Genomic DNA, 20,320 nt, shown 5'->3' on the forward strand with positions numbered 1-20,320 from the left:
CTTAGCTTCCCTTGCTCACGACGCGCGTGGTGCGCGGGACCGCAACCACGGCATCATCCGCGACCAGGACCACATCGATGCCGCGCGGAAACAGCGCTTCGTTAATACGAAGTCGCTCGAACAGGTCGAACGGCTTGATCGAGGCCTTGAGCGTCGCGACGCCGTCGATGCCGGGACCGCGCAGCTCGAAGCTGCGCCCCGAATGCAGGCTCTCGACCTGAAGGATCAGCGTGGTCGACCGGTCCGGATATTCGCTGGTGCCGAGCGCGAAGCGCTCGAGCGAAGGCAGCGCCCCGCCTTCGCTGATCAGCGCGAAGCTGACGATCGAGGAATCCTGCACCACCGGCGCGCCCGTGTGGAACTTCAGCCATTTTGTCACGTCGGTGCTTTCCGACATGCGCGCATCGAGCCAGAGCGGCGTGTCGTGATCGAACAGCGTCAGCGCGATCGCGGCCGTGCCGCGCATCATCACATGAGGCGCGCCTGATGTCGGCACGATGCGCTGGACCGACCCCGGCCGCGCCATCGCGTCCATGACCGAGCGAAAGGTCGATTGCGCCGACAGCACCTTATCGGCGAACCCCGGCGGCAGTTCCGCAATCGTGGTCATGATCTCACCCCTCACCGCGCACCATGGTGTAGAAATCAACCTTCGTCGCAGCGGTCTCGGCCGCCGCTTGCTTGCGCCTGACCATAAGCTGCTCACGCAACGGCGCGATGATGTCCCGCTCCACCGCGCCACTGAAATCGCTGGACTGCACCAGCGCATCGCACAGCGCAATCAGCCGCGCCTTCTCACCGTCGCGACCGAGCGTGTAACCGAAACCGACCTCGCCGCTCGCAAGCCGCACCGCAGCCCGCGACACCGTCGCTTCGCCGAGATTGAATGGCGCACCGTCGCCGCCGACCCGGCCGCGCAGCATGACGAGGCCGTTTTCCGGCGCGCGCAGATCCTGATGCGCCGGCAAAGCGAGAGCGCGGAGGCGAGCGGCGATCTCGCCCGCCTCCGCGTGCGCCAGCACGGCCATTGCGGCCTTGCGCTGGGCTTGCTGATTGTTGTGCTGGGTCACCAGATCTACCGAAACTTTCTGCAGAACTTGCCGAATCCAAGTTGTCTATGATACTAGACAACTTCATACGGGAGCGCCATGACTGTTTCGTGACAAAGGCGTGATTTCTGGAGTAGCTTCCGAGCCACATGAGCATGCAGGACACAGCCTCCTCCGGCGTGGCGTTGTGGCGCCTCGTTGCCGACGGCATCGAGCGCGGCATCGCCGACGGCCGCGTTGCGGCCGGCGACAAGCTGCCGGGCGAGGTGGAGATCGCCGAAACCTATCGCGTGAACCGCCACACCGTGCGACGCGCGCTGGCCGCGCTTGCCGAGCGCGGCATCGTGCGGGCCGAACGCGGCAGCGGAACCTATGTCGAGGCGCAGAAGCTCGCTTATCCACTGCGCTCGCGGACCCGTTTCTCCGAGATCGTCGGCGCGGACGGCCGCGAACCGCATGGCCGCTTGATCGAAGCGTCCGATGATGTGGCGACCCGCGAACTCGCGCGGGAACTTGGATTGAAGGCCGGCGCACCGTTGGTGCGGATCGAGGCGATGCGCCTCGCCGACCGCACGCCGATCTGCGTCTCCACGACGTGGCTGTCGGCGCAGCTGTTCCCGGGTGCGGGCGACGTCTTTGCTGCGACCCGCTCGATGACGAAACTGCTCGAGCATTACGGCGTCCGCGACTATCGCCGGGGCGCGACCCGGATCACCGCCGGCATCGTCGACGCCACTGACGCCGCGCGGCTCGATCTGGCGCTGGGACGACCGATCCTGGTGGTCGATGCCACCGACCACGATCTCGACGGCAAGCCGCTGGTGACCAAGCATTCGCGCTTTGCCGCGGAGCGGGTGGAATTTCTGGTGGAGAACGGGTGAAGAATCGTAGGGTGGGCAAAGGCGCGCTTGCGCCGTGCCCACCATCTATCCAACGTCGCGATTGAAGTGGTGCGCACGCTTCGCTTTGCCCACCCTACGAAATCGGTGATCAGGCCACCGCCCTTCGCCCAATAATCGCAAACCGCAATTTGCCCGAAACGAAATCGATCGCGGCGACCGCGACCAGGATCATCAGGATCAGGAACGACACTTTCTGCCATTCCAGCACGCGGATCTGCTCGGCGAGCTGGAGGCCGATGCCGCCGGCACCGACGATTCCGATGATGGTAGCCGAACGCGTGTTCGACTCGATGAAATAGAGCACTTGGCCGGCGATCACGGGCAAAACCTGCGGCAGCAGACCGAAGCGGATCTCGTGCAGCGCACTGCCGCCGGAGGCGCGGATGCCCTCGACCTGCTTCTGGTCGGCGCCCTCGATCGCCTCCGAGAACAGTTTTCCAAACGCGCCGAAATCCGACACGGCAATGGCGAGCACGCCGGCAAACGGGCCGAGCCCGACTACGTTGATCCATACCAGCGCCCAGATCAGCGTGTCGACGCCGCGGATCGAATCCAGGAAACGTCGAATCGGGAAGCGCAAAATGCTCGACGGCACGACATTACGGGCGGCAAGAAGACTGACCGGCAGTGCGAACAGCGCGGCGAGCGTCGTGCCGAGCAGCGCGATCGACAGCGTCTCGCCCAGCGCCTTCAGATAGACCGGCAGCGACGAGCCGGGATCCGGCGGGATCATCATCAGGCTGATCCAGCCGAGCTGGTTGAGGCCCGCGACGAACCGCGACGGCGAGAAGTCGAGATCGACGAGGCCGTAAATCAGGATCGCGAGCGCCGCGACGATCATCGCCGGCATGGCGAGCCGCGCCGAGGCCGGCCGGTCGAACACGTCAGGATAGCGCGCGCGAAGCGCCGCGGTATCGGTCTCCTGCGGTCCCGTCACGTCCGCGCCTCCTTGCCGAACAGGCGGCCGCGCAGCCAGCCGGTGCTGATGTCGATGATGAAGACCGTGACGATGATGGTGAGCAGGATCGCGCTGACGTCGGAGTAGTAGAACTTGCGGATGGCGACGACGAGCTCCTGGCCGATGCCACCGGCACCGACAAAGCCCATCACGGAGGCCTCGCGGACGTTGATCTCGAAACGCAGCAGCGCGTAGCTGGCATAGCCTGCCATGACCTGCGGCAGGATGGCGAAGCGCATACAGGCAAGCCAGCTTGCGCCGGTCGAGCGGACGCCTTCGACCGGCTTCATGTCGGCATTCTCGACGATCTCCGAGAACAGCTTGCCGAGCGCGCCGGTGGAGTGGATTGCGATCGCCAGCACGCCCGCCATCGGCCCGAGCCCGAAGGCGATCACGAAGATCAGCGCAAACACGATGCCGGGTACCGTACGGGCGAATTCGAGCAGGCGCCGCACCACGAAGCGCAGCCAGGGCGCGGGCGAGGTGTTTTCAGCCGCGAGGAAGTTCAGGCAGAATGCAAAAGTCGCGCCGATCAGCGTGCCGACATAGGAGATCAGCAGGGTCTCGCCCAGCATCCTCAGCCATTTGCGCCAGCCCCACAGCCACTCGCCGACATCGGTCCAGACCCGCTGTCCGCTGTCGAGCGTGAGGATGCGGTCGAAATAGCTGATGAAGTTGCCGAAATGAGCGAACAGCGTAGGCAAATTCACTTCCGCGCCGATCGCAGCGAGAAGCAATGCAGCGGCGAAGATCACGGCTCCAAACAGGAGTCGGAGCCGCCTGCGCGCGACCGCCTGGCGATAGGCGGCGTTGAGCACGGCGAGCTGCTGCTCGGGAAGGATCGAAACCGCGACGGTCATCTGATCAGGAAAGGTGGTCGATCAAAGAGAAAGAGCCGGGTCCATCGACCCGGCTCCAGTGGCATCGTCCCGAAACTCAGGACGCCTTCTTCTTACGCAGCGCATCAACGAACTTGATCAGCTCGATCGTGCCATCCCAATCCTTGGTGGTCGCGGGATGGAAACCCTTCTTCTGGCCGTCCTGGAGGCGATCGAAAGCCGCCTTGTCCTTGACCGGCGCGTCGAAGAACGCCTTGGCGATGGCGGCCTTGGCCTCTTCCGGCAGGTCGGAATTGTAGGCATAGGGACCGTTGATGATCGGCGCCGATTTGTGGATGATGCGGAAATCGTCCTTCTTCATCGCCGAACCGTCGGCATTCTTCAGCATGCCCTTGGTCAGCATCTGCGCCAGCGTCGAATCGTCATCGCTGGTCCACTGGTTGGCGGCAACGTCGACAGTGCCCTGCGCCAGCGCCAGGATCGCGTTCTCATGGCTGCCGGTGAAGACGACCTTGCTGAAATAGGTGTCGGCATCCGCGATGCCCATCTTGTCGAGCTCGAAGCGCGGCACGTTGTTGCCGGAGGTCGAGTTCGGGTCGACCAGGCCGAGGTTCTTGCCTTTGAGCTGGTCGATGCTCTTGTAGGGGCTGCTCGTCTTGACGAAGAACACCGAGTAGTAGCCGGTCGAGCCGTCGGAATTGATGTCGTTGGCGAAGGCGTCGGTCTTGACGCCGGTCAGGCGGGCGCGGGCGAACGAGGCAGAGCCGTAGCTCGCGATGTGGATGTTGCCGGCGCGCTGGCCTTCGATCACGGCAGCGTAGTCGTTGGCGATGCGCAGCGTGACTTTCACGCCCAGTTCCTTGGAGAGATAGCTCATGAACGGCGCCCAGCGCTCGGTGACGCCCGAGGCGTTTTCCGCCGGAATGACCGCGAAGGTCAGCTCGGGATATTTGGCCTTCCAGTCTTCGGCGGACGCGGAAGTCGTGAACGCGAGCGCGGCGGCGCCGGCAAGAATCAATCTGCGAGTAATCATGATAGCCTCTTCATTGGTTGAGGTCGGTTGACGCAAAACTGGTGAGTCCTGAAGCGGCGCAGCTCAGGCGGCGGCCGCCGTTCCAAGCGCCGGAATGCCCTGTCGCACCGGTGCAGGCGTGCCGCCCATGACATCGGCGGCTTCGAGATCGTAGAGCTCGCGCGCAACGTGCTCGGTCAACTCGGCCGGCGCGCCGTCGAACACCACGCGACCCTGCGCCATGCCGATCAGCCGGTCGCAATAGCTGCGCGCCAGATCGAGCGAATGCAGGTTGCAGAGCACGGTGATGCCGAAATGCTTGTTGATGCGCAGCAGCGCATCCATCACGATCTTGGTGTTGCGCGGGTCGAGCGAGGCGATAGGCTCGTCGGCGAGAATGATGTCGGGCTGCTGCACCAGGGCGCGGGCGATCGCCACGCGCTGCTGCTGGCCGCCGGAGAGCTGATCGGCGCGCTGGGCTGCGAGCGGGGCGATATCGAACTGCTCGAGCGCGGACATCGCCAGCGCCTTGTCCTGCTCGGGCCATGTCTGCGACAGCGAGCGCCAGGCCGGCATCGTCGCGAGCCGTCCCATCAGGACGTTGGTGAGAACATCGAGCCGGCCGACCAGGTTGAACTGCTGAAAGATCATCGCCGAGCGCGCCCGCCACTGCCGCAGCTCCTTGCCGCGCAGCGCGGTGACGTCGAGTCCGTCGAACAGGATGCGTCCCTGCGAAGGCGTCGCGAGACGGTTGATGGTCCGCAGCAGGGTCGACTTGCCGGCGCCGGACCGTCCGATCACGCCGACGAAACCGCCGGGAGAGACTTGAAACGAAGCGTCGTCCACCGCGGCTTTCACGCCGAAGCGACACGTCAGACCTTCAACCACCAGCATGCAGGGCTCCAGAGTAGCTGGGACCCACCGCTAACGCCGGCGCTTGACACTTGTGTGACACGGACGTTGCGCTGCGGCGATCCTACACACCTCATCCCCTGTTCATCCCCTGTCATCGCGTCGTCATGACATTGTCATCAAGCCGCTCGAAGAGAAACGCTCGCCCTCTCGTTCGGATGCAACATGGCCGCCAAAGCTCTTTCGGTCCAGCCGACCATCGATCCCTCGGCGAAGCTGCACGACACCAGGCTTGGGGCCTACACAGAGGTCGGTGCCCGCACGATGCTGCACGAAGTGACGATGGGCGATTACTCCTATGTCGTGAACGACGCCCAGATCACCTACACCACCATCGGAAAATTCTGCTCGATCGCGGCGATGACGCGGATCAATCCGGGCAATCACCCGATGCACCGCGCCACGCAGGCGCACTTCACCTATCGTTCGAGCGCCTATTTCGAAGGCGAGAGCGACGACACCGAGTTCTTCGACTGGCGGCGCCAGCATCACGTCCATATCGGCCATGACGTCTGGATCGGCCATGGCGCGATCGTGCTGCCGGGCCGCAACGTCGGCACCGGCGCGGTGATCGCGGCCGGCGCCATCGTCACCAAGGACGTGCCGGCCTACACCATCGTTGCCGGCAATCCGGCGCGCATCGTTCGCCGGCGGTTCTCGGAAGAGGTTGCGGGGCGGCTTGCGAGGCTCGCTTGGTGGGACTGGGATCACGACAAGTTGCGTGAAGCCCTGCCCAATTTCCGCAAGCTCGGGATTGAGGATTTCCTCACGGCATACGAAGCAGGGGCACCCTCTTCTGCCAGCAAACGAAGCGCGGTCGCGTGACAGACATATTCCTCGAGGGCGGGCGGGCCCTGATCGGCTCCGAGTTCGCCGAAACGTCGCTTCTCGTGTCCGGAACGGACATCGCAGAGATCAATGCCTCGCGCAGCCGGGCGCGGCTGGCGATCAACGCGCGCGATCTGCTGGTCCTGCCGGGAATCGTCGATCTGCATGGCGATGCCTTCGAGCGACAGATGATGCCGCGCGCCGGGGTCGATTTCCCGATCGACGTCGCGCTCGCCGACAGCGACCGCCAGGCGATTGGCAACGGCATCACCACGGTGTTTCACGCCACGACCTGTTCGTGGGAGCCGGGCCTGCGCAGCGCCGACAATGCGCGCGGCCTGATGGAGGCGATCGAACGGCAGCGCCCGCAATTTGCGGCCGACACCCGCTTTCACCTGCGCCACGAGACCTACAATCTCGATGCCGAAACCGAGATCAGCCAGTGGCTCGCTGAGGGCCGCGTCGACCTGTTCGCCTTCAACGACCACATGGACGGCACGGTGGGGGACATGGCCAAGCCCCGCAAGCGCAACCGCATGGTGGAGCGTACCGGCCTGTCGAGCGAAGATTTCGACCGGCTGGTCGGGCGTGTGCTCTCCCGCGCCAGTGACGTGCCGGCTTCCGTGTCGCGGCTCGCCGCGACAGCCCGCGCCGCCGAGGTGCGAATGCTCTCACATGACGATGCGACACCGGCGATGCGCCAGGGCTTTCGCGCCATGGGCGTGGCGATCGCGGAATTTCCGATCAACGAGGAGACGGCGCGGGCGGCGGCAAGCCATGGTGACGCCATCGTCTACGGCGCGCCGAACGTCGTGCGCGGCGGCAGCCACACCGGCTGGACCAAGGCATCCGACATGATCGCCAAAGGGCTCTGCTCGGTGCTGGCCTCGGACTACTACTATCCCGCGCAGCTGCTCGCTGCGTTCCGCCTCGCCGCCGATGGCGTGCTGCCGCTGAACGAGGCCTGGAATCTGGTCTCCGCCGCGCCCGCGCGCGCGACCGGTCTTGCAGATCGCGGCGTGCTCGCGGAAGGCCGGCGCGCGGACATTCTGCTCGTCGACGACAGCGTGCTGCTGCGGCCGCGGCTGATGGCCGTGATATCAGGCGGCAAGCTCGTGCATCTCACCGACGCGACGCGGTTGCTTGGCATGGCAGCTGCCCCGCGCGAAGCTGTCGTCGCGGCATAAACCCGCTATGCTCGAACGATGACAAGTTTCCCCCGCTACGCGATCTATCATGCCGCCAGTGCCGACAGCGCCGTCTCGCGCTTCGGCGCCGAACTGCTCGGCTATGATGCGCATACCGGCCGAGAGCTGCCGTTCCCGGACGAGGCGCTGCGCACGGCTCCGGACTGGCGTGATGTCACCGCCGATCCCCGCAAATACGGCTTTCACGCCACGCTGAAGGCGCCGATGGCGCTGGCGTCCGACAGGCGCGAGGTCGAGCTTGTTGCGGCCTGCGCGACATTCGCCGGCAGGGCACGCGCAATTCCGGTGATCCGCCCGGTCGTCGATTCCATCAGCGGCTTCATCGCCGTCATTCCGGCGGAGCCGGTCGGCGAACTCCAGCAGCTCGCCGCCGATTGCGCGCGCGACTTCGATTCCTTCCGCGCGCCGCTGAGCGCGGAAGACCGCGCGCGGCGCAAGCCGGAGAAGCTGAGCGAACGGCAACGCGACTATCTCGACCGCTGGGGCTATCCTTACGTGATGGAGGAATTCCGCTTCCACATGACGCTGACGGGCCGGCTCGACGCGGAGCGGCGCGGGCCGATTCTGGACATGCTGCGGGGAAGGTTTGCTGCGCTCGGTCTCAAGACGCTTGCGATCGATCGCGTCGCGCTGTTCAAGCAGGATGACGCCAAAGCTCGCTTCCGCATCATCGGCGAGTGGGCCTTGACGCAGTAAGCGTCAGTGCCAGCTCGCGAGATTGAAGCCGAGCGCCACAACGCCAACCAGAATGAGGCTGGTCGCCCAGATTACATCCAGATTGAACCAGCTTCGCGAGACGAATCTCAATCCCAGATGGCGGTAGACCAGCCATGCCAGGCATCCGCCGACGCTGACCATGGCGGCAACGTGCACCAAAGACACCAGCACCGCCATCCCGAGACTCGCCTTCATCAGCGCGCCGGCGGCCTCATGGCCGGCATCGAGTTCGAAGGCCTGGCAGAGCCCGAGATAGATCGGCACGAGCATCAAGGCGGCGCCATGAGCAATGGCAACGGCAAATGACCAGAGCGCCAATTGCGTCGGCGGAATTCGTGCCAGCGCGCGCGGATGGCGCCGCTCGACCAGCCGATAGACGCCGAAGCCGATGACGAGAAGGCTCGCGCCGAGCTGGATCGAACGCTGCCACTCGGCCAGCACGAGAAGGAACGCGAATGGCAGCAGCACGAGAAGCGTTGCCAGGAGATGCCCGGCCGCCAGAGCCCACAAAGCACGAAAGAGCGCGCGCGGGCTCTTGTCCATGAGCCCGGCCGAAACGGCGAGCGGCCAGCCCATTCCCGGATTGACCCCGTGATAGAGACCGCTCGCAACAAGAGCGAGCCACAGCCAGCCGAGGCTCGCGTGTGCCCAATCTAGGCCGACGGGTAGCAAAAGGAGTCCGTCGAACAATCACCGCCCTCCAGCCTGATCTGGTGCGCACGATATCCGTCGGGGAAGCTCACGAAGTAGTTCTTGTCGAGCTCAAGGCCGCCATTGCGACCGACATTGGCCATGACTTCCACACCCGGAACGCCATCGGGATAGAACTGGTCATCCCAGGTGGAATAGAGCGAATTGGTCCAGTACACCCGCCTGCCGTCGCGGCTGATCTCGACCATCTGCGGGCCGGCCGCAAATGCCTTGCCGTTCGGATGACGGGTGCGGCGCGCGATGCCGCCGATGTGAACCGAGCCCGCAAGCTTCGGCTTTCGCGGATCACTCACGTCGTACTGGCGCATCTCACCCGTGCCCCAGCACGAGACGTAGAGAAAACGATCATCCATCGACAGGTCGATGTCGGTCACCAGCGGCGGCACGGCGCCAAAGCCCTGAAGCAGCGGCGGGAGCTTCTCCTTTGGCGCAGGCTCGGACGGGATCGTCGCCGTCTTCTCCGCATGGAATTTTCCGCCTTCGCGCCACCAAGTCCAGATCGAGGCTTCGAGATTCGTGGTGTCGACCACAACGCCTACGAAGCCGTATTCGCGAACCGGATCGTGCGCCGGCCGTACCTCCAGCGCCATCTGATGATTGGCGCCGAGGTCGATGGTCTGCACGTTGCGACGGGCGCGAAGATCCCAAAAGTGGAGACGATGGCCATATTTGTTCGCCAGCAGATCTTCCGCGACGATTCCGTTCTCGAACTGCGGCGGCAACGCCCATTCACTCGTCACCATGTAGTCGCGCGGCAGGTTCCACCAGAAATCATAGTGCAGCGTCTGCGGACCGCGGTCGATCTCCCATCGTCCAAGGACCTCGAACGTCTCGCAATCCATGATGAAGACGCCTGGAGGCCCGTTGGTGCCGTCCTTGCCGCCGCCGCCGAGCGTGCTCACATAGACGCCGTCCGGCCCGCAATGGATGGTATGCGGCCGCGAATAGCCGGTCTTTTTGAAAACTTCCTCGGGCTCGATGATTTTATGGATTTTGGCTTTGGTCGGATCGGGCTTGGTATCGATGATGTAGATCCGCGACGAGCGCAGCCCGGGGATGATGAGATAGCGCCGCTCGATGAAGGCATGCCCAGTGAGCGGCGACAAGGCGGAGGAGCAGGCATTCCAGCCGAAGTGATGAAACTCATCGCCCTTGTTGGGCATCGTCACGGTGTGGACGATCTGGCTGTAGGTCGGCGATCCCGGCTTGACGTCGATGACCGCGAGAGCATCCGGTTTTGAGAAATCCGGACTGAGCAGCAACGTGTAGGCAAAGTTCTCCGCAGGAGCTTCCATCGCAAGCTTGGGCGATGCGTGAAAGGTGGGATCCGGCCTCATCGTCATGGCACTGCCTCCCTGTCTCGTTGGTTCGCACCAACCTGGTTCGGAATAGCGGCATAATGAAGAGTTGTTGCGCGATGTCTTGATATGCTCCGCGGGCCTGGTTGGCGAGCGAACAATATGTCATCGCCGGGCTGCGCGAAACCGCCCGAACCGCGTTAATTCGACGCTTTCAGCCGGCGGGATCAGGCCAGGGCGCGCACCTCACAGCGCGCCTCACACTCAGTGTCGTCCCGGCCTAGTGCGCAATCGCGCACGGGAGGCGGAACACATAACCTTCGGGCGCGCTTGTCCAGGACGCCGGCAGAGGCTACTTCCCCCACCGCAGCGCCAGCGCATCCCGTTCTTTCGCGAGCTCCAGCAGCCCGGCCCGCGTCGCCGGGTGCAGCGGCTGGAGCGGATGCCGCACCGTGTCCGACTTGATCACGCCGCCGGCCTGCATCATCGCCTTGCAGGCGATCAGGCCGCATTGGCGGTTTTCGTAGTTGATCAGCGGCAGCCAGCGTTCGTAGGCGGCTTTGGCCTCTTCACGCTTGCCGGCGAAGTAGGGATCGACAATCTGGCGGATGCCGTCGGGATAGCCGCCGCCGGTCATCGCGCCGGTGGCGCCTGCATCGAGATCGGCGAGCAGCGTGATCGCTTCCTCGCCGTCCCAGGGACCTTCGATATCGCTGCCGCCCGCCTCGATCAGGCTACGCAGCTTTGCAGCCGCGCCCGGCACCTCGATCTTGAAATAGCGGATGTTGGAGAAGTCGCGCGCCAACCGCGCGAGCAGCTCGACCGACAGCGGGGTGCCGGCGACGGGCGCGTCCTGGATCATGATCGGAATCTTGATTGCGCCCGACAGCACCTTGAAGAATTCGACCACGCCTTTCTCGGGCACGCGGAAGGTCGCGCCGTGATAGGGCGGCATGACCATCACCATGGCGGCACCGGCCGCCTCGGCCTGCTGGCTCCGCGCGGCGCAGACGGCCGAGCTGAAATGCGTGGTGGTGACGATCACGGGAACCCGGCCCGCGACATGCTCCAGCACTGCATGCATCACGGTCTCGCGCTCGGCGTCCGTGAGCACGAACTGCTCGGAAAAATTGGCGAGAATGCACAGACCGTTCGAGCCTGCGTCGATCATGAAATCGATGCAGCGGCGCTGTCCTTCGAGGTCGAGCTCGCCGCGCTCGTCGAAGATGGTGGGCACGACCGGGAACACGCCGCGATAGGGGCGCTGGGCCTTGTGTTGAGGCGTGACCGGCATCGAACTCTCCATCCCTGATATCTCTTACATCTGCCGCGACGCTCGCGCAGCGTCACAGATGTACCCGCCGCGCGCATCGGCGGCAATGCCGATCGCGCGACGTAGGGACGGAAGATTGTCGAAGCTATGCGGTCCTCACCGCGCCCAAAAAGCCCTCGACCGCGACGCGGAGACGATCGGCATCGGCGGACATTTTCGTCACGGACACCGACAGGACCGAACCGGCATTGCCTGTCTCCTGGTTGAGCCTGGCGACGCTGCCGATGGTGTCGGTGACCTCGCGGGTTCCCTGCGCGGCCTGCTGGAAGTTGCGGGAGATCTCGGTGGTGGCCGCGCGCTGCTGTTCGACGGCGGCGGCGATCGCCGTCATCTTCTCGTCGATGCCGCTGATCGCGCCGCCGATCGCGCGGATGGCAGTGACCGCCTGGCCCGTCGCGCCCTGGATCTCCGCGACCTGGCGGGAGATCTCTTCCGTCGCCGTCGCCGTCTGCGAGGCGAGGCTCTTGACCTCGCCGGCAACCACGGCGAAGCCGCGGCCGGCCTCGCCCGCGCGCGCGGCTTCGATGGTGGCGTTCAACGCCAGGAGATTGGTCTGCCCTGCGATGGCGTTGATCATCTTCACGACCTCGCCGATGCGGCCAGCGGTCTGATCGAGGATCTCGACCGTCGCATTGGTCTGCGCTGCCTGCGACACGGCCTCGCGGGCCTCGCGGGCGCTGGCCTGCACCTGCGCGGAGATCTCGCCGACGGACGCCGAGAGTTCTTCGGTCGCGGCCGCGATGGTCTCGAGATTGTTGGTGGCCTGTTCGGCGGAGGACGAGACCGCCGCGGTCTGGCTGCTCGATTCCGTAACCAGCGAGCGCACGTCGGTCGCGGTGGCATCGAGTTCCTTCGTCGAGGCCGCAACGCTGTGAATGACGGCTTGCACGGTGTCGTCGAAACTGCGGCAAGCCGCATCGACGGTGCCGGAGCGGGCGAGCTGGAGCGCCTGCTGCGCTTCGCGCTCCCGGCCCAGGCGTTCCGCGGTCGCCGCGCTCTCGCGCAGGCTTTCGAGTGCGGCCGCCATGGTGCCGAACTCGTCGGGATACCTGGATTGCGGGACGGGCGTTGCGTAGTCGCGGGCGCTGATCTTGGCGATGGCGTCCACAATGGCGCGCACCGGGCGCATGAGGCGGTTGCGGACCACGTACACGCCGGCCAGGGTCACGGCCAGCGCGAGCAGGAACGCGAGCGACTGTACGACGAGATTGGTGAGCGCCTTGGCCTGCACCGTTTCCGCCCGGACGATCGACTGGTCGAGCGCCTTGTTCGCCACCGCGACGATGGACGCGAAGGGTGACTGACACAGCGTATTCCATTCCGCGGCGGGCATCGCGGGCTTGCCGCTGCCGTCAAAATTTTTCGTGAGGTCGCCGATCTGCTTGAGGGCACCGTCGGTCGTGGCCTTTGCGTCCGTCGCTGCCGTCACCAGCTCTGCCGCCACGTCCGGCGCAGCCAGCAACTCGGCCATGCCCGCCCAGCCGGAGGCGATCGTGCCATCCCATTGCGCCACTGACCGCTTCTGAGCGTCATCGAGCGGCTTGCTGGCGTTGACGTTGGAGCGAAGGGACGAACAATGGATTCCATAACGATCGCGCACCTGCCAGGCGAAGCGCCGAACCTGGATCATGCGGGCGATGAAGGGGTCGTTCATCCAGGCACGGTTCGAGACCGCGGTGGAGGCGAGATTGGCCGTGTCGATCACCTTGGTGACGGCATCATACCAGGAGTTGGTGCGCTCGATCTTGCGCTCCGCGCGCGGGCGCTTGGCTTCATCGTAGAACAGCTGGAATTGCGGCGAGGCGGCGCTCCAGCCCTGCTTCAATGTGCCAGCGAGTTCGTCGCGGCGGGCGAAATCGACGGTGGCGAGCGCAGCGCCAATCGCGTCGTAACCTCCCTGCTCAGCCTTTTCCACCTCGCCAAGTTTTGCCCGCGGGTCGTCCTCGCCGAGGATTGCGCTCTGCGCATCGCCGCGATTGTGGCGCAGCGCCAGCACGCCCTGGAAGATCGCCTTGTCGGCGGCGGCGAGCCGCGCGGTCTCCAGGCTGTCGCTATAGCGGCCGAACGCCCCAACCATCTGGATCGCCGTAGAGGCCAGCGCACCCGCGGCCAGCAGGGCCATCAAGGTCAGGAGAAGCGAACTTACCGATTTCTTAAACATTGCCATGGTGTCGGGGGCCTGGTGTCGGGGGCCTATTCTTCGGGCGCCACCTTGCCCCGCGACATGCCAATGTTCCGTTAAGCTTTTAATCGAATTGGCGTGAGTTTCCGGCCCGACGAGCCTCACTGAGCCCCGGATATCACGCAACCTTGGTGAAATCCGGCGGGCGGCGCTCCGCGAATGCCGTGAAGGCCTCGCGCGCCTCGGCGGTGCGCAGGCGCAGTCCGAACTGCTCGCCTTCGGCATTCATCTGCGCGACCAGCGCCTCGCCATTGCGCATCAGCTTCTTGGTGGCGGTGAGCGCGCCGGCCGGCTGACGGGCAAGACGCTGCGCCAGCGCGAGCGCCTCGGCATCGAGCTTGTCGAGCGGCACCACGCGGTTGGCGAGCCCCCATTCCAGCGCGGATTTGGCCGGCACGGCCTCGCCCAGCGCGAACATCTCGTAAGCCCGCGCATAGCCGATGCGCGCCGGCATCAGCAGGCTGGAGGCGGCTTCCGGCACCAGCGCAAGGCTGACGAACGGCGTCGACAATTGCGCGTTGTCGGCAAGCACGACGAGGTCGCAATGCAGCAGCATCGTGGTGCCGACGCCGACGGCGCGGCCCTGCACCGCGGCGACCAAGGGCCGGGTGCAGCGCGCCAGCGACTGGATGAAGCGCACGACGTTGCGGCTTCCTTCCGACTTGCCCGCCGCGACCGCCGCGAATTCGCCGACGTCGTTGCCGGCAGTGAACATGTCGCCCTCGCCGCGGATCAGGATCACGCGGGCCAACGCATCGGACTCGGCGGATTCGATGGCATCGGCGAGCTTGCCGTACATCGCATCCGTCAGCGCGTTCTTCTTGTCGGGTCGCGCCAGCGTGAGCGTGAGAATTCCGCCGTCGTTCTGGATCCGGACGTGCTCGGTCATGGGTCTCTCCTCTATTCCTCTGGATCTCTCAAAGGCTCTGTTGGAAGTTCTCTTGGAAACTTGTCCTGAATGCTGGTCAGCCAGCGCGCGATGGTATCGATCTCCGCACTGGTGAATCCGTCCGTCAAGGCAGCGTTGACCTGTGCCGCGTTGGCCTTTGCCTGTGCGAGCGCTGCACGGCCCTTCGGCGTCAGCCAGATACGCCAGGCGCGCCCGTCCTCGCGATCGGCCCGTCGCTCGATCAATCTTGCAGCCGCCGTGCGATCGACGAGGCCGGAGATGCCGGCCGGCCCCAGATCGAGCGCCGTGCCCGCCTCGCCCATCAGCACGCCGTCCCGCTTGCCGAGGATGAACAGGAGTCCTGCCTGCGCCGGCGTGACCTCGCTCGAAGGCTGCGTCGCCATCCAGCGCTGCAAGCGCCGCTGCGCAACGCTCAACAGGTAGATCAGCCGATGATGCCCCGCGCCGGCTTCTTTATTTCGCATGCGAAATAGATAGTCGAAGCGGTTCAGATTGTCAAAGAGCGGCGGCTAGGTCGATGTGCCGCGGCAGTCGTCGAGGAACAGGGCCGCACCGGCGCACCAGGACCTCAGCCACCAATCGCAATTAGTCGCCGCCGCCCCGCTTGACGGTCGCTTCTTTTTGTGTTCCCTATTCGTTCTATTCAATCATAGATTGTCCCGGAGACCTTTCGTGATGAACAGTATGCGTGGCGAGAACCAGCCGACCCAGCTCGTAATTCATAATGACGATGATACGCCGGACCAATTCGTGATGGATCTGCTTCGGCAGGTCTTCGGCAAATCAGACCGTGAAGCGACCGCGCTGATCACCCAGATCGAGCAGAAGGAAAAGGCGGTTTGCGGACCTTACCCTCAATCGGTTGCCGAAGCCCTTTTCAAATCTGCGCAACAATCCATCGGCTTGGCCGGCCATCGACTGCAGGTCACGCTTGAGGCGGTCAAAACTCCTTGCGAACTCTGCGGGAAGCCTGAGGGACAGATGGACGTGCGTATCGGCGACCGCACGGTCTGGCTGTGCAGCGACTGCATGCGTGCGGCGGATGAGCCCTCGAACGAACAAGAGGAAGATTTCGACTTTGCTTGCGACGTTCTCGATTGGCACCTTGCCAGCACCGCGCGCAGCAAACTCGTGACCACGATCCGCCAATTTCCCGGCCACATGCGCGTCGATCTCCAGGCCGCAGTCGACCGGCTCTTCGGCAAGGCCATCCGGCTGGTGGGATTGAACGAGGAGCAGCGCTACGAAACGCTGTCGATTCCACGGCTGCTCAAGTAGGGCCGCTATGCGATCGCGATCGCCCCGCTGCAATATTCCGACGTCGACGTAGGCGAGAAGAGCCCGGTCAAGTGTCTGGATAACGGACTATGGCTGTGTGAGCAGGATCATCTCCGCTATGCGGTTTTGCTCTGCGCACACCGCGAATACAGTCGCGAGCCCGGAATTCGGATCGAGATCCTGGTGTCTTCAGGTTCCGCAGGCGCGGCTCTGGTCCAGCAATGCTTCAGTGAATTGGAAGAAGCCGTACAGGCTGCGCGGACCTATCGCGGCAAGATCCTGTCGCTCGATGCGGACTCCGACTATCGCGGTCGCTCGCGCGGCATCACGGTGCATCGCTTGCCGCAGGTGTCGCGCGACGAGGTGATCCTGCCGGAGCAGACCCTGCGGCTGCTCGATCGCAACGTTCTGACCTTCGTCAACACCCGAGACCAATTGCGCCGGTTGGGCCAATCGACCCGCAAAGGCATCTTGCTGTACGGCCCGCCGGGCACCGGCAAGACCCACACGATCCGCTATCTCGCAACGCATTTGCCCGGGCATACGACGCTGATCATCACGGCCGAACAGATCGGTCTGCTCGGCGCCTATATGAGCCTGGCACGGCTGCTCCAGCCGTCGATGGTGGTGATCGAAGATGTCGATCTCATCGCCCGTGACCGCGATGACATGGGGCCGTGTGAGGAATCCATGCTGAACAAGCTGCTCAACGAGATGGACGGGCTGAAGGAAGATGCCGACATCCTGTTCGTCCTGACCACCAACCGGCCGGAGGACCTCGAAGGTGCTCTCGCGGGTCGCCCCGGCCGCATCGACCAAGCCATCGAAGTGCCGCTACCCAACGAGACCGGCCGCGGCAAGCTGGTCCGGCTCTACGGCAAGGGACTGCCGCTCGACGAGGCGGTCATCGCAGAGGCTGCCCGGCGTAGCGACGGCACGAGTTGCGCCTTCATCAAGGAGCTGATGCGGCGGCTGGCGCAAGGAAGCATTGCGCGGGACGGCGGCAACACCGTGGTCTCCGCCGATATCGACGAAGCCCTCGACGACATGCTGTTCTCCGGCGGCCGGCTTAACGCGCAGCTGCTCGGCGGCGCGCAGGCAATGGCCACCGGGTGACGCTTCCTCCGACGTGGTGCGCCTGCTACGGAGCGCACATGAAGCTCGACGCCTCCGTCAGCGGGCCGCTCTTGTAGTGCGGCCAGGCCGGCCAGCGGCACAGCGGCAGCGCGCGAAGCGTCGCAAACGACGGCGCCTCGACCTTCTGCTCGGCGACTTCGAGGTTGCCGGGCGCCTTGGCCTTTTCGACCCAGTCGACCAGCGCGCTCAGCATGTCGACATTGGCCGGCGCGCCGGATCCGACATGGTCGACGCCGGGCGCGGTGTAGAGCCGCGCGAATTCAGCCGTCTCGGCCTTGCCGAGCTTACGTTCGACGTTCTCGAAATAACGGATGCCGGCATAGGGGCTCTGCGCGTAGTCCGCCATGTGCTCGAGCATGATCAGCCGGCCGCCGCGAGCGCGGAAGCGGCTGAGATCGGGGTCGGTGGAATCCATCAGGCTGGAGACCTCGAGCAGCCGCGCCTTGTGCTGTTCGGGCTTGTACGTCGTCACGTCGAGCTTGGGATCGCGCGCGAACACATATTGGATGCCGCCGGCACCGTAGATCCAGGCGATGCCGTTATTGGGCGCGGGTGGCTGCGCCGGGGGCGCCGTGCCGAGCCACCACGCGACCCAGCCGCCGGTCGGGCCAACCGCCGGCGTGTCCTCGCCCGACACGCCCCAGCCCGGATAGTCGTCGAGGCCATTGGCAAGCGCGAACGGGAATTTGTAGGTCGCATGCAGGGTCTCGATTGCCTTGATCTGTGCGTCGGTGAGGCACTGATCGCCGGTCTTGCCGCTCGCGCAACGCAGCGTCTCCGCCTTGAACGCTGCCTTGCAGGATACAGGATCCTGCACCAGCGCGTCATCGGAGCCATCGGCCTTGTCGCAAGCCGCGCGCACGGCATCGCCGACGAGCTTCACCTGCGCCGGATTGATCCAGCCATCACCCATGGTCACGAGCCCGGAACGCGTGCCGGCATGCTGAAGGCCGACCCAGTTGATGACGGGCACGCGGGCAAAGATGCCGTCGAAATCATCAGGGTAGCGTTGCGCCATGGTGAGGCCTTCGCGGCCGCCTTCGGACGACCCCATGAAGTACATTTTCTCCGGCGTCTTGCCGTAAGCGCGCTGCATCAGCGCGACGGCGGCGTCGCGCACCTTCTTGTAGGCGCGATGGGCGAAATTCTCGAAGGCTTCGTCGTTGAGCGCGAACAGCTGCGGCGGTTCGCCCGGCTTGGACTCATGACCGGAATCGGTGCCGTAGGTGACGAAGCCGCGCGCGAGCGGCGACGGCTTGTCGAAGGGATAGGCCGGCGGCAGCGTCAGGCCCGTGATCAGCACGCCGTTGAATCCGCCGCCGCCATATTGCAGCGAGCGGCCGTTCCATTCGACGGGCAGATTGACCTGAAATTTGATCGGCGGCGCCTTGGGATCGCTGGGATCGATATGGCCGAGCAGCTTGCAGAAGCCGGGATTGGCGGGCGTGACGCGCTGCGACGGCGTCGGGCCGCGTTCGGCGACGGCAAGCTGCGACGGCGCCAGCAACGTCGCCGAATCGATCTTCACGGCGTCGATGCCGCCGACGAGGCCCTTGCAGACGGTGTCCGCATCCTCGGCCAGCGTCGCCGCTGAAGCCGAATTCGCGCCGAGCACGCCCGCTGCGCCCACCAGCAATGCGCACAGTGTCACATGGATTTGCGCCATCGTTTCCCCCTGAGTTTCTGTTCGTTCCGCCAGAAGGCCGCATTCAAGGCGCCCTGCGGCCGGTCGTCAATGCAGTGCTAGTGCTCAAACACCAGCCGCGCGCCGACGGTCCCCTCGAGGCTGCGGATCTGCTGCAGCAGCGCGCCTGAATCCTGGCCGCCGAGGTCGGCATCGAGCACGACGTAACCGAGGTCGCCCGAGGTCTCCAGATACTGCGCGGCGATGTTGATGTCGCGCTGGAGGAAGACCTCGTTGAGCCGGCGCAGCATGCCGGGCACGTTGCGATGGACGTGGCTGAAGCGCGCGCCGGAGGGACGCAGATGCAACTGCACCTCCGGAAAATTCACCGCCCCCGTGGTCGAGCCGGTGATGAAAAAGTCAACCAGCTTGCGCGCCACCTCGCCGCCGATGCGCTCCTGCGCCTCCTCGGTCGAGCCGCCGATATGCGGCGTGAGGATGACATTGCCGAGGCCCTGCACCGGGCTCTTGAAGCGGTCCGAATTCGAGGACGGCTCGACCGGAAACACGTCGATGGCGGCACCCGCGAGATGACCGTCGCGCAGAGCCCCCGCCAGCGCATCGAGATCGACGACGGTGCCGCGGCTGTTGTTGATCAGGAGGGAGCCGGGCTTCATCGCCCGCAGCTCCTTCTCACCGATCATCCCGGCGGTCTCCGGCGTCTCCGGCACGTGCAGGCTGACGACGTCGCTCTGCGCCAGCAGCTCTTCCAGCTTTTCGACCGGCTCAGTGTTGCCGTGGCGGAGCTTGTCGGTACGGTCGAAATAGATCACGCGCATGCCGATCGCTTCGGCCAGCGTCGAGAGCTGCGAGCCGATGTTGCCGTAGCCGATGATGCCAAGGGTGCGGCCGCGCACTTCGCGGCTGCCGGTCGCCGACTTGTCCCAGCCGCCCTCATGGGCCGACACCGAGCGCGGGAAGATGCGCCGCAGCAGCATCACGATCTCGCCGATCACGAGCTCGGCGACGCTCCGCGTGTTCGAGAACGGCGCGTTGAACACCGGAATGCCGCGCTTGCGCGCCGCCAGCAGATCGACCTGGTTGGTACCGACGCTGAAGCAGCCGACGGCGAGAAGCTGGTCGGCTGCTTCCAGCACCTCATCGGTGATCTGGGTGCGCGAGCGAATGCCGAGCAGCGACACGCCCTTGAGCGCCCGCCGCAAATCCTCGCCGTCCAGCGCCTTGGTCAGGCGCTCGACATTGGTGAAACCCGCCGTTCTGAACAGGTCCACGGCGCTGTCGTTGACGCCTTCGAGCAGCAGCGCCTTCGCGCTCCGCTCAGGGCTTTGGCCTGGGACTGGCATGAAATCTCCGTGGGTCACAGCTTCGCCGCAGCTCATAGACCGCGGGGGATGCGCAGCA

The 20,320-nt window shown here is 65.0% G+C and carries 20 protein-coding genes; 6 read left to right on the forward strand and 14 right to left on the reverse strand.

Annotated features, from left to right (window positions below; all coding sequences use genetic code 11):
- Position 1 precedes the first annotated feature (1 nt).
- A complete protein-coding gene (gene phnH / locus AC0L30_RS20645) occupies positions 2–610 on the reverse strand; it encodes a phosphonate C-P lyase system protein PhnH (protein WP_007597614.1) in 609 nt (202 codons plus the stop codon).
- A gap of 4 nt (positions 611–614) precedes the next feature.
- Positions 615–1,028, reverse strand: coding sequence for a phosphonate C-P lyase system protein PhnG (phnG, locus tag AC0L30_RS20650; protein WP_007597616.1), 414 nt, complete (start codon positions 1,026–1,028; stop codon positions 615–617).
- 170 nt (positions 1,029–1,198) lie between these two features.
- Here phnG and phnF point away from each other — a divergent pair, with 170 nt between their 5' ends.
- Positions 1,199–1,930 (forward strand): phosphonate metabolism transcriptional regulator PhnF, encoded by a 732-nt coding sequence (gene phnF / locus AC0L30_RS20655; protein WP_473405035.1) that lies wholly within the window; start codon positions 1,199–1,201, stop codon positions 1,928–1,930.
- 109 nt (positions 1,931–2,039) lie between these two features.
- On the opposite strand, the gene phnE (AC0L30_RS20660) is transcribed toward phnF, so the two are convergent.
- From phnE (AC0L30_RS20660) to phnC, 4 genes are all read right to left on the reverse strand, one after another.
- Entirely contained in the window at positions 2,040–2,888 is an 849-nt protein-coding gene (phnE, locus tag AC0L30_RS20660) for a phosphonate ABC transporter, permease protein PhnE (protein WP_473367338.1), read from the reverse strand.
- Entirely contained in the window at positions 2,885–3,769 is an 885-nt protein-coding gene (gene phnE, locus AC0L30_RS20665; RefSeq protein WP_473405036.1) for a phosphonate ABC transporter, permease protein PhnE, read from the reverse strand. The genes phnE (AC0L30_RS20660) and phnE (AC0L30_RS20665) overlap by 4 nt, the downstream gene beginning before the upstream one ends.
- 76 nt (positions 3,770–3,845) lie before the next feature.
- Complete coding sequence (phnD, locus tag AC0L30_RS20670) at positions 3,846–4,781, reverse strand: phosphonate ABC transporter substrate-binding protein (protein WP_354199987.1); 936 nt, start codon at positions 4,779–4,781, stop codon at positions 3,846–3,848.
- Positions 4,782–4,844: 63 nt separating this feature from the next.
- Complete coding sequence (gene phnC / locus AC0L30_RS20675) at positions 4,845–5,654, reverse strand: phosphonate ABC transporter ATP-binding protein (protein ID WP_007597623.1); 810 nt, start codon at positions 5,652–5,654, stop codon at positions 4,845–4,847.
- Positions 5,655–5,837: 183 nt separating this feature from the next.
- On the opposite strand from phnC, the gene AC0L30_RS20680 reads away from it, so the two are divergent.
- The 3 genes from AC0L30_RS20680 to AC0L30_RS20690 are packed head-to-tail and all read left to right on the forward strand — an operon-like array spanning position 5,838 to position 8,404.
- On the forward strand, positions 5,838–6,497 hold the full coding sequence (locus AC0L30_RS20680; RefSeq protein ID WP_354199988.1) for an LbetaH domain-containing protein: 660 nt from the start codon (positions 5,838–5,840) through the stop codon (positions 6,495–6,497).
- Positions 6,494–7,687: an alpha-D-ribose 1-methylphosphonate 5-triphosphate diphosphatase gene (locus AC0L30_RS20685; RefSeq protein WP_354199989.1), complete on the forward strand. Its 1,194-nt coding sequence runs from the start codon at positions 6,494–6,496 to the stop codon at positions 7,685–7,687. The genes AC0L30_RS20680 and AC0L30_RS20685 overlap by 4 nt, the downstream gene beginning before the upstream one ends.
- An 18-nt stretch (positions 7,688–7,705) precedes the next feature.
- Positions 7,706–8,404: a DUF1045 domain-containing protein gene (locus AC0L30_RS20690; RefSeq protein WP_354199990.1), complete on the forward strand. Its 699-nt coding sequence runs from the start codon at positions 7,706–7,708 to the stop codon at positions 8,402–8,404.
- A 3-nt stretch (positions 8,405–8,407) separates the two neighbouring features.
- Here AC0L30_RS20690 and AC0L30_RS20695 read toward each other — a convergent pair whose 3' ends face one another.
- The 6 genes from AC0L30_RS20695 to AC0L30_RS20720 all read right to left on the reverse strand — a co-directional run bounded on the left by AC0L30_RS20695 (position 8,408) and on the right by AC0L30_RS20720 (position 15,323).
- On the reverse strand, positions 8,408–9,001 hold the full coding sequence (locus tag AC0L30_RS20695) for a hypothetical protein (protein ID WP_354200371.1): 594 nt from the start codon (positions 8,999–9,001) through the stop codon (positions 8,408–8,410).
- Positions 9,002–9,078: 77 nt separating this feature from the next.
- Positions 9,079–10,479, reverse strand: a complete 1,401-nt coding sequence (locus AC0L30_RS20700; protein ID WP_354162620.1) for a selenium-binding protein SBP56-related protein — start codon at positions 10,477–10,479, stop codon at positions 9,079–9,081.
- 307 nt (positions 10,480–10,786) lie between these two features.
- Positions 10,787–11,728, reverse strand: coding sequence for a dihydrodipicolinate synthase family protein (locus AC0L30_RS20705; RefSeq protein WP_473405037.1), 942 nt, complete (start codon positions 11,726–11,728; stop codon positions 10,787–10,789).
- A 124-nt stretch (positions 11,729–11,852) separates the two neighbouring features.
- Positions 11,853–13,934, reverse strand: coding sequence for a methyl-accepting chemotaxis protein (locus AC0L30_RS20710; protein WP_007597630.1), 2,082 nt, complete (start codon positions 13,932–13,934; stop codon positions 11,853–11,855).
- 133 nt (positions 13,935–14,067) lie between these two features.
- Positions 14,068–14,838: an enoyl-CoA hydratase gene (locus AC0L30_RS20715; RefSeq protein ID WP_473405038.1), complete on the reverse strand. Its 771-nt coding sequence runs from the start codon at positions 14,836–14,838 to the stop codon at positions 14,068–14,070.
- Between the two features lie 11 nt (positions 14,839–14,849).
- Positions 14,850–15,323 (reverse strand): MarR family winged helix-turn-helix transcriptional regulator, encoded by a 474-nt coding sequence (locus tag AC0L30_RS20720; RefSeq protein ID WP_473405039.1) that lies wholly within the window; start codon positions 15,321–15,323, stop codon positions 14,850–14,852.
- A 211-nt stretch (positions 15,324–15,534) separates the two neighbouring features.
- Between AC0L30_RS20720 and AC0L30_RS20725 the strand changes: the two genes are divergently transcribed.
- Positions 15,535–16,137, forward strand: coding sequence for an ATP-dependent Clp protease adaptor ClpS (locus tag AC0L30_RS20725; RefSeq protein WP_473405087.1), 603 nt, complete (start codon positions 15,535–15,537; stop codon positions 16,135–16,137).
- A gap of 183 nt (positions 16,138–16,320) precedes the next feature.
- On the forward strand, positions 16,321–17,253 hold the full coding sequence (locus tag AC0L30_RS20730; RefSeq protein WP_473405040.1) for an AAA family ATPase: 933 nt from the start codon (positions 16,321–16,323) through the stop codon (positions 17,251–17,253).
- A gap of 25 nt (positions 17,254–17,278) precedes the next feature.
- Here AC0L30_RS20730 and AC0L30_RS20735 read toward each other — a convergent pair whose 3' ends face one another.
- Positions 17,279–18,940 (reverse strand): tannase/feruloyl esterase family alpha/beta hydrolase, encoded by a 1,662-nt coding sequence (locus tag AC0L30_RS20735; protein WP_473405041.1) that lies wholly within the window; start codon positions 18,938–18,940, stop codon positions 17,279–17,281.
- Between the two features lie 77 nt (positions 18,941–19,017).
- The gene (serA, locus tag AC0L30_RS20740; RefSeq protein WP_007597639.1) at positions 19,018–20,262 is read right to left on the reverse strand and encodes a phosphoglycerate dehydrogenase; all 1,245 of its coding nucleotides are present in this window, start codon (positions 20,260–20,262) and stop codon (positions 19,018–19,020) included.
- Positions 20,263–20,320: the final 58 nt, after the last annotated feature.

It is taken from the genome of Bradyrhizobium sp. MI1.11 (genome assembly GCF_055811255.1).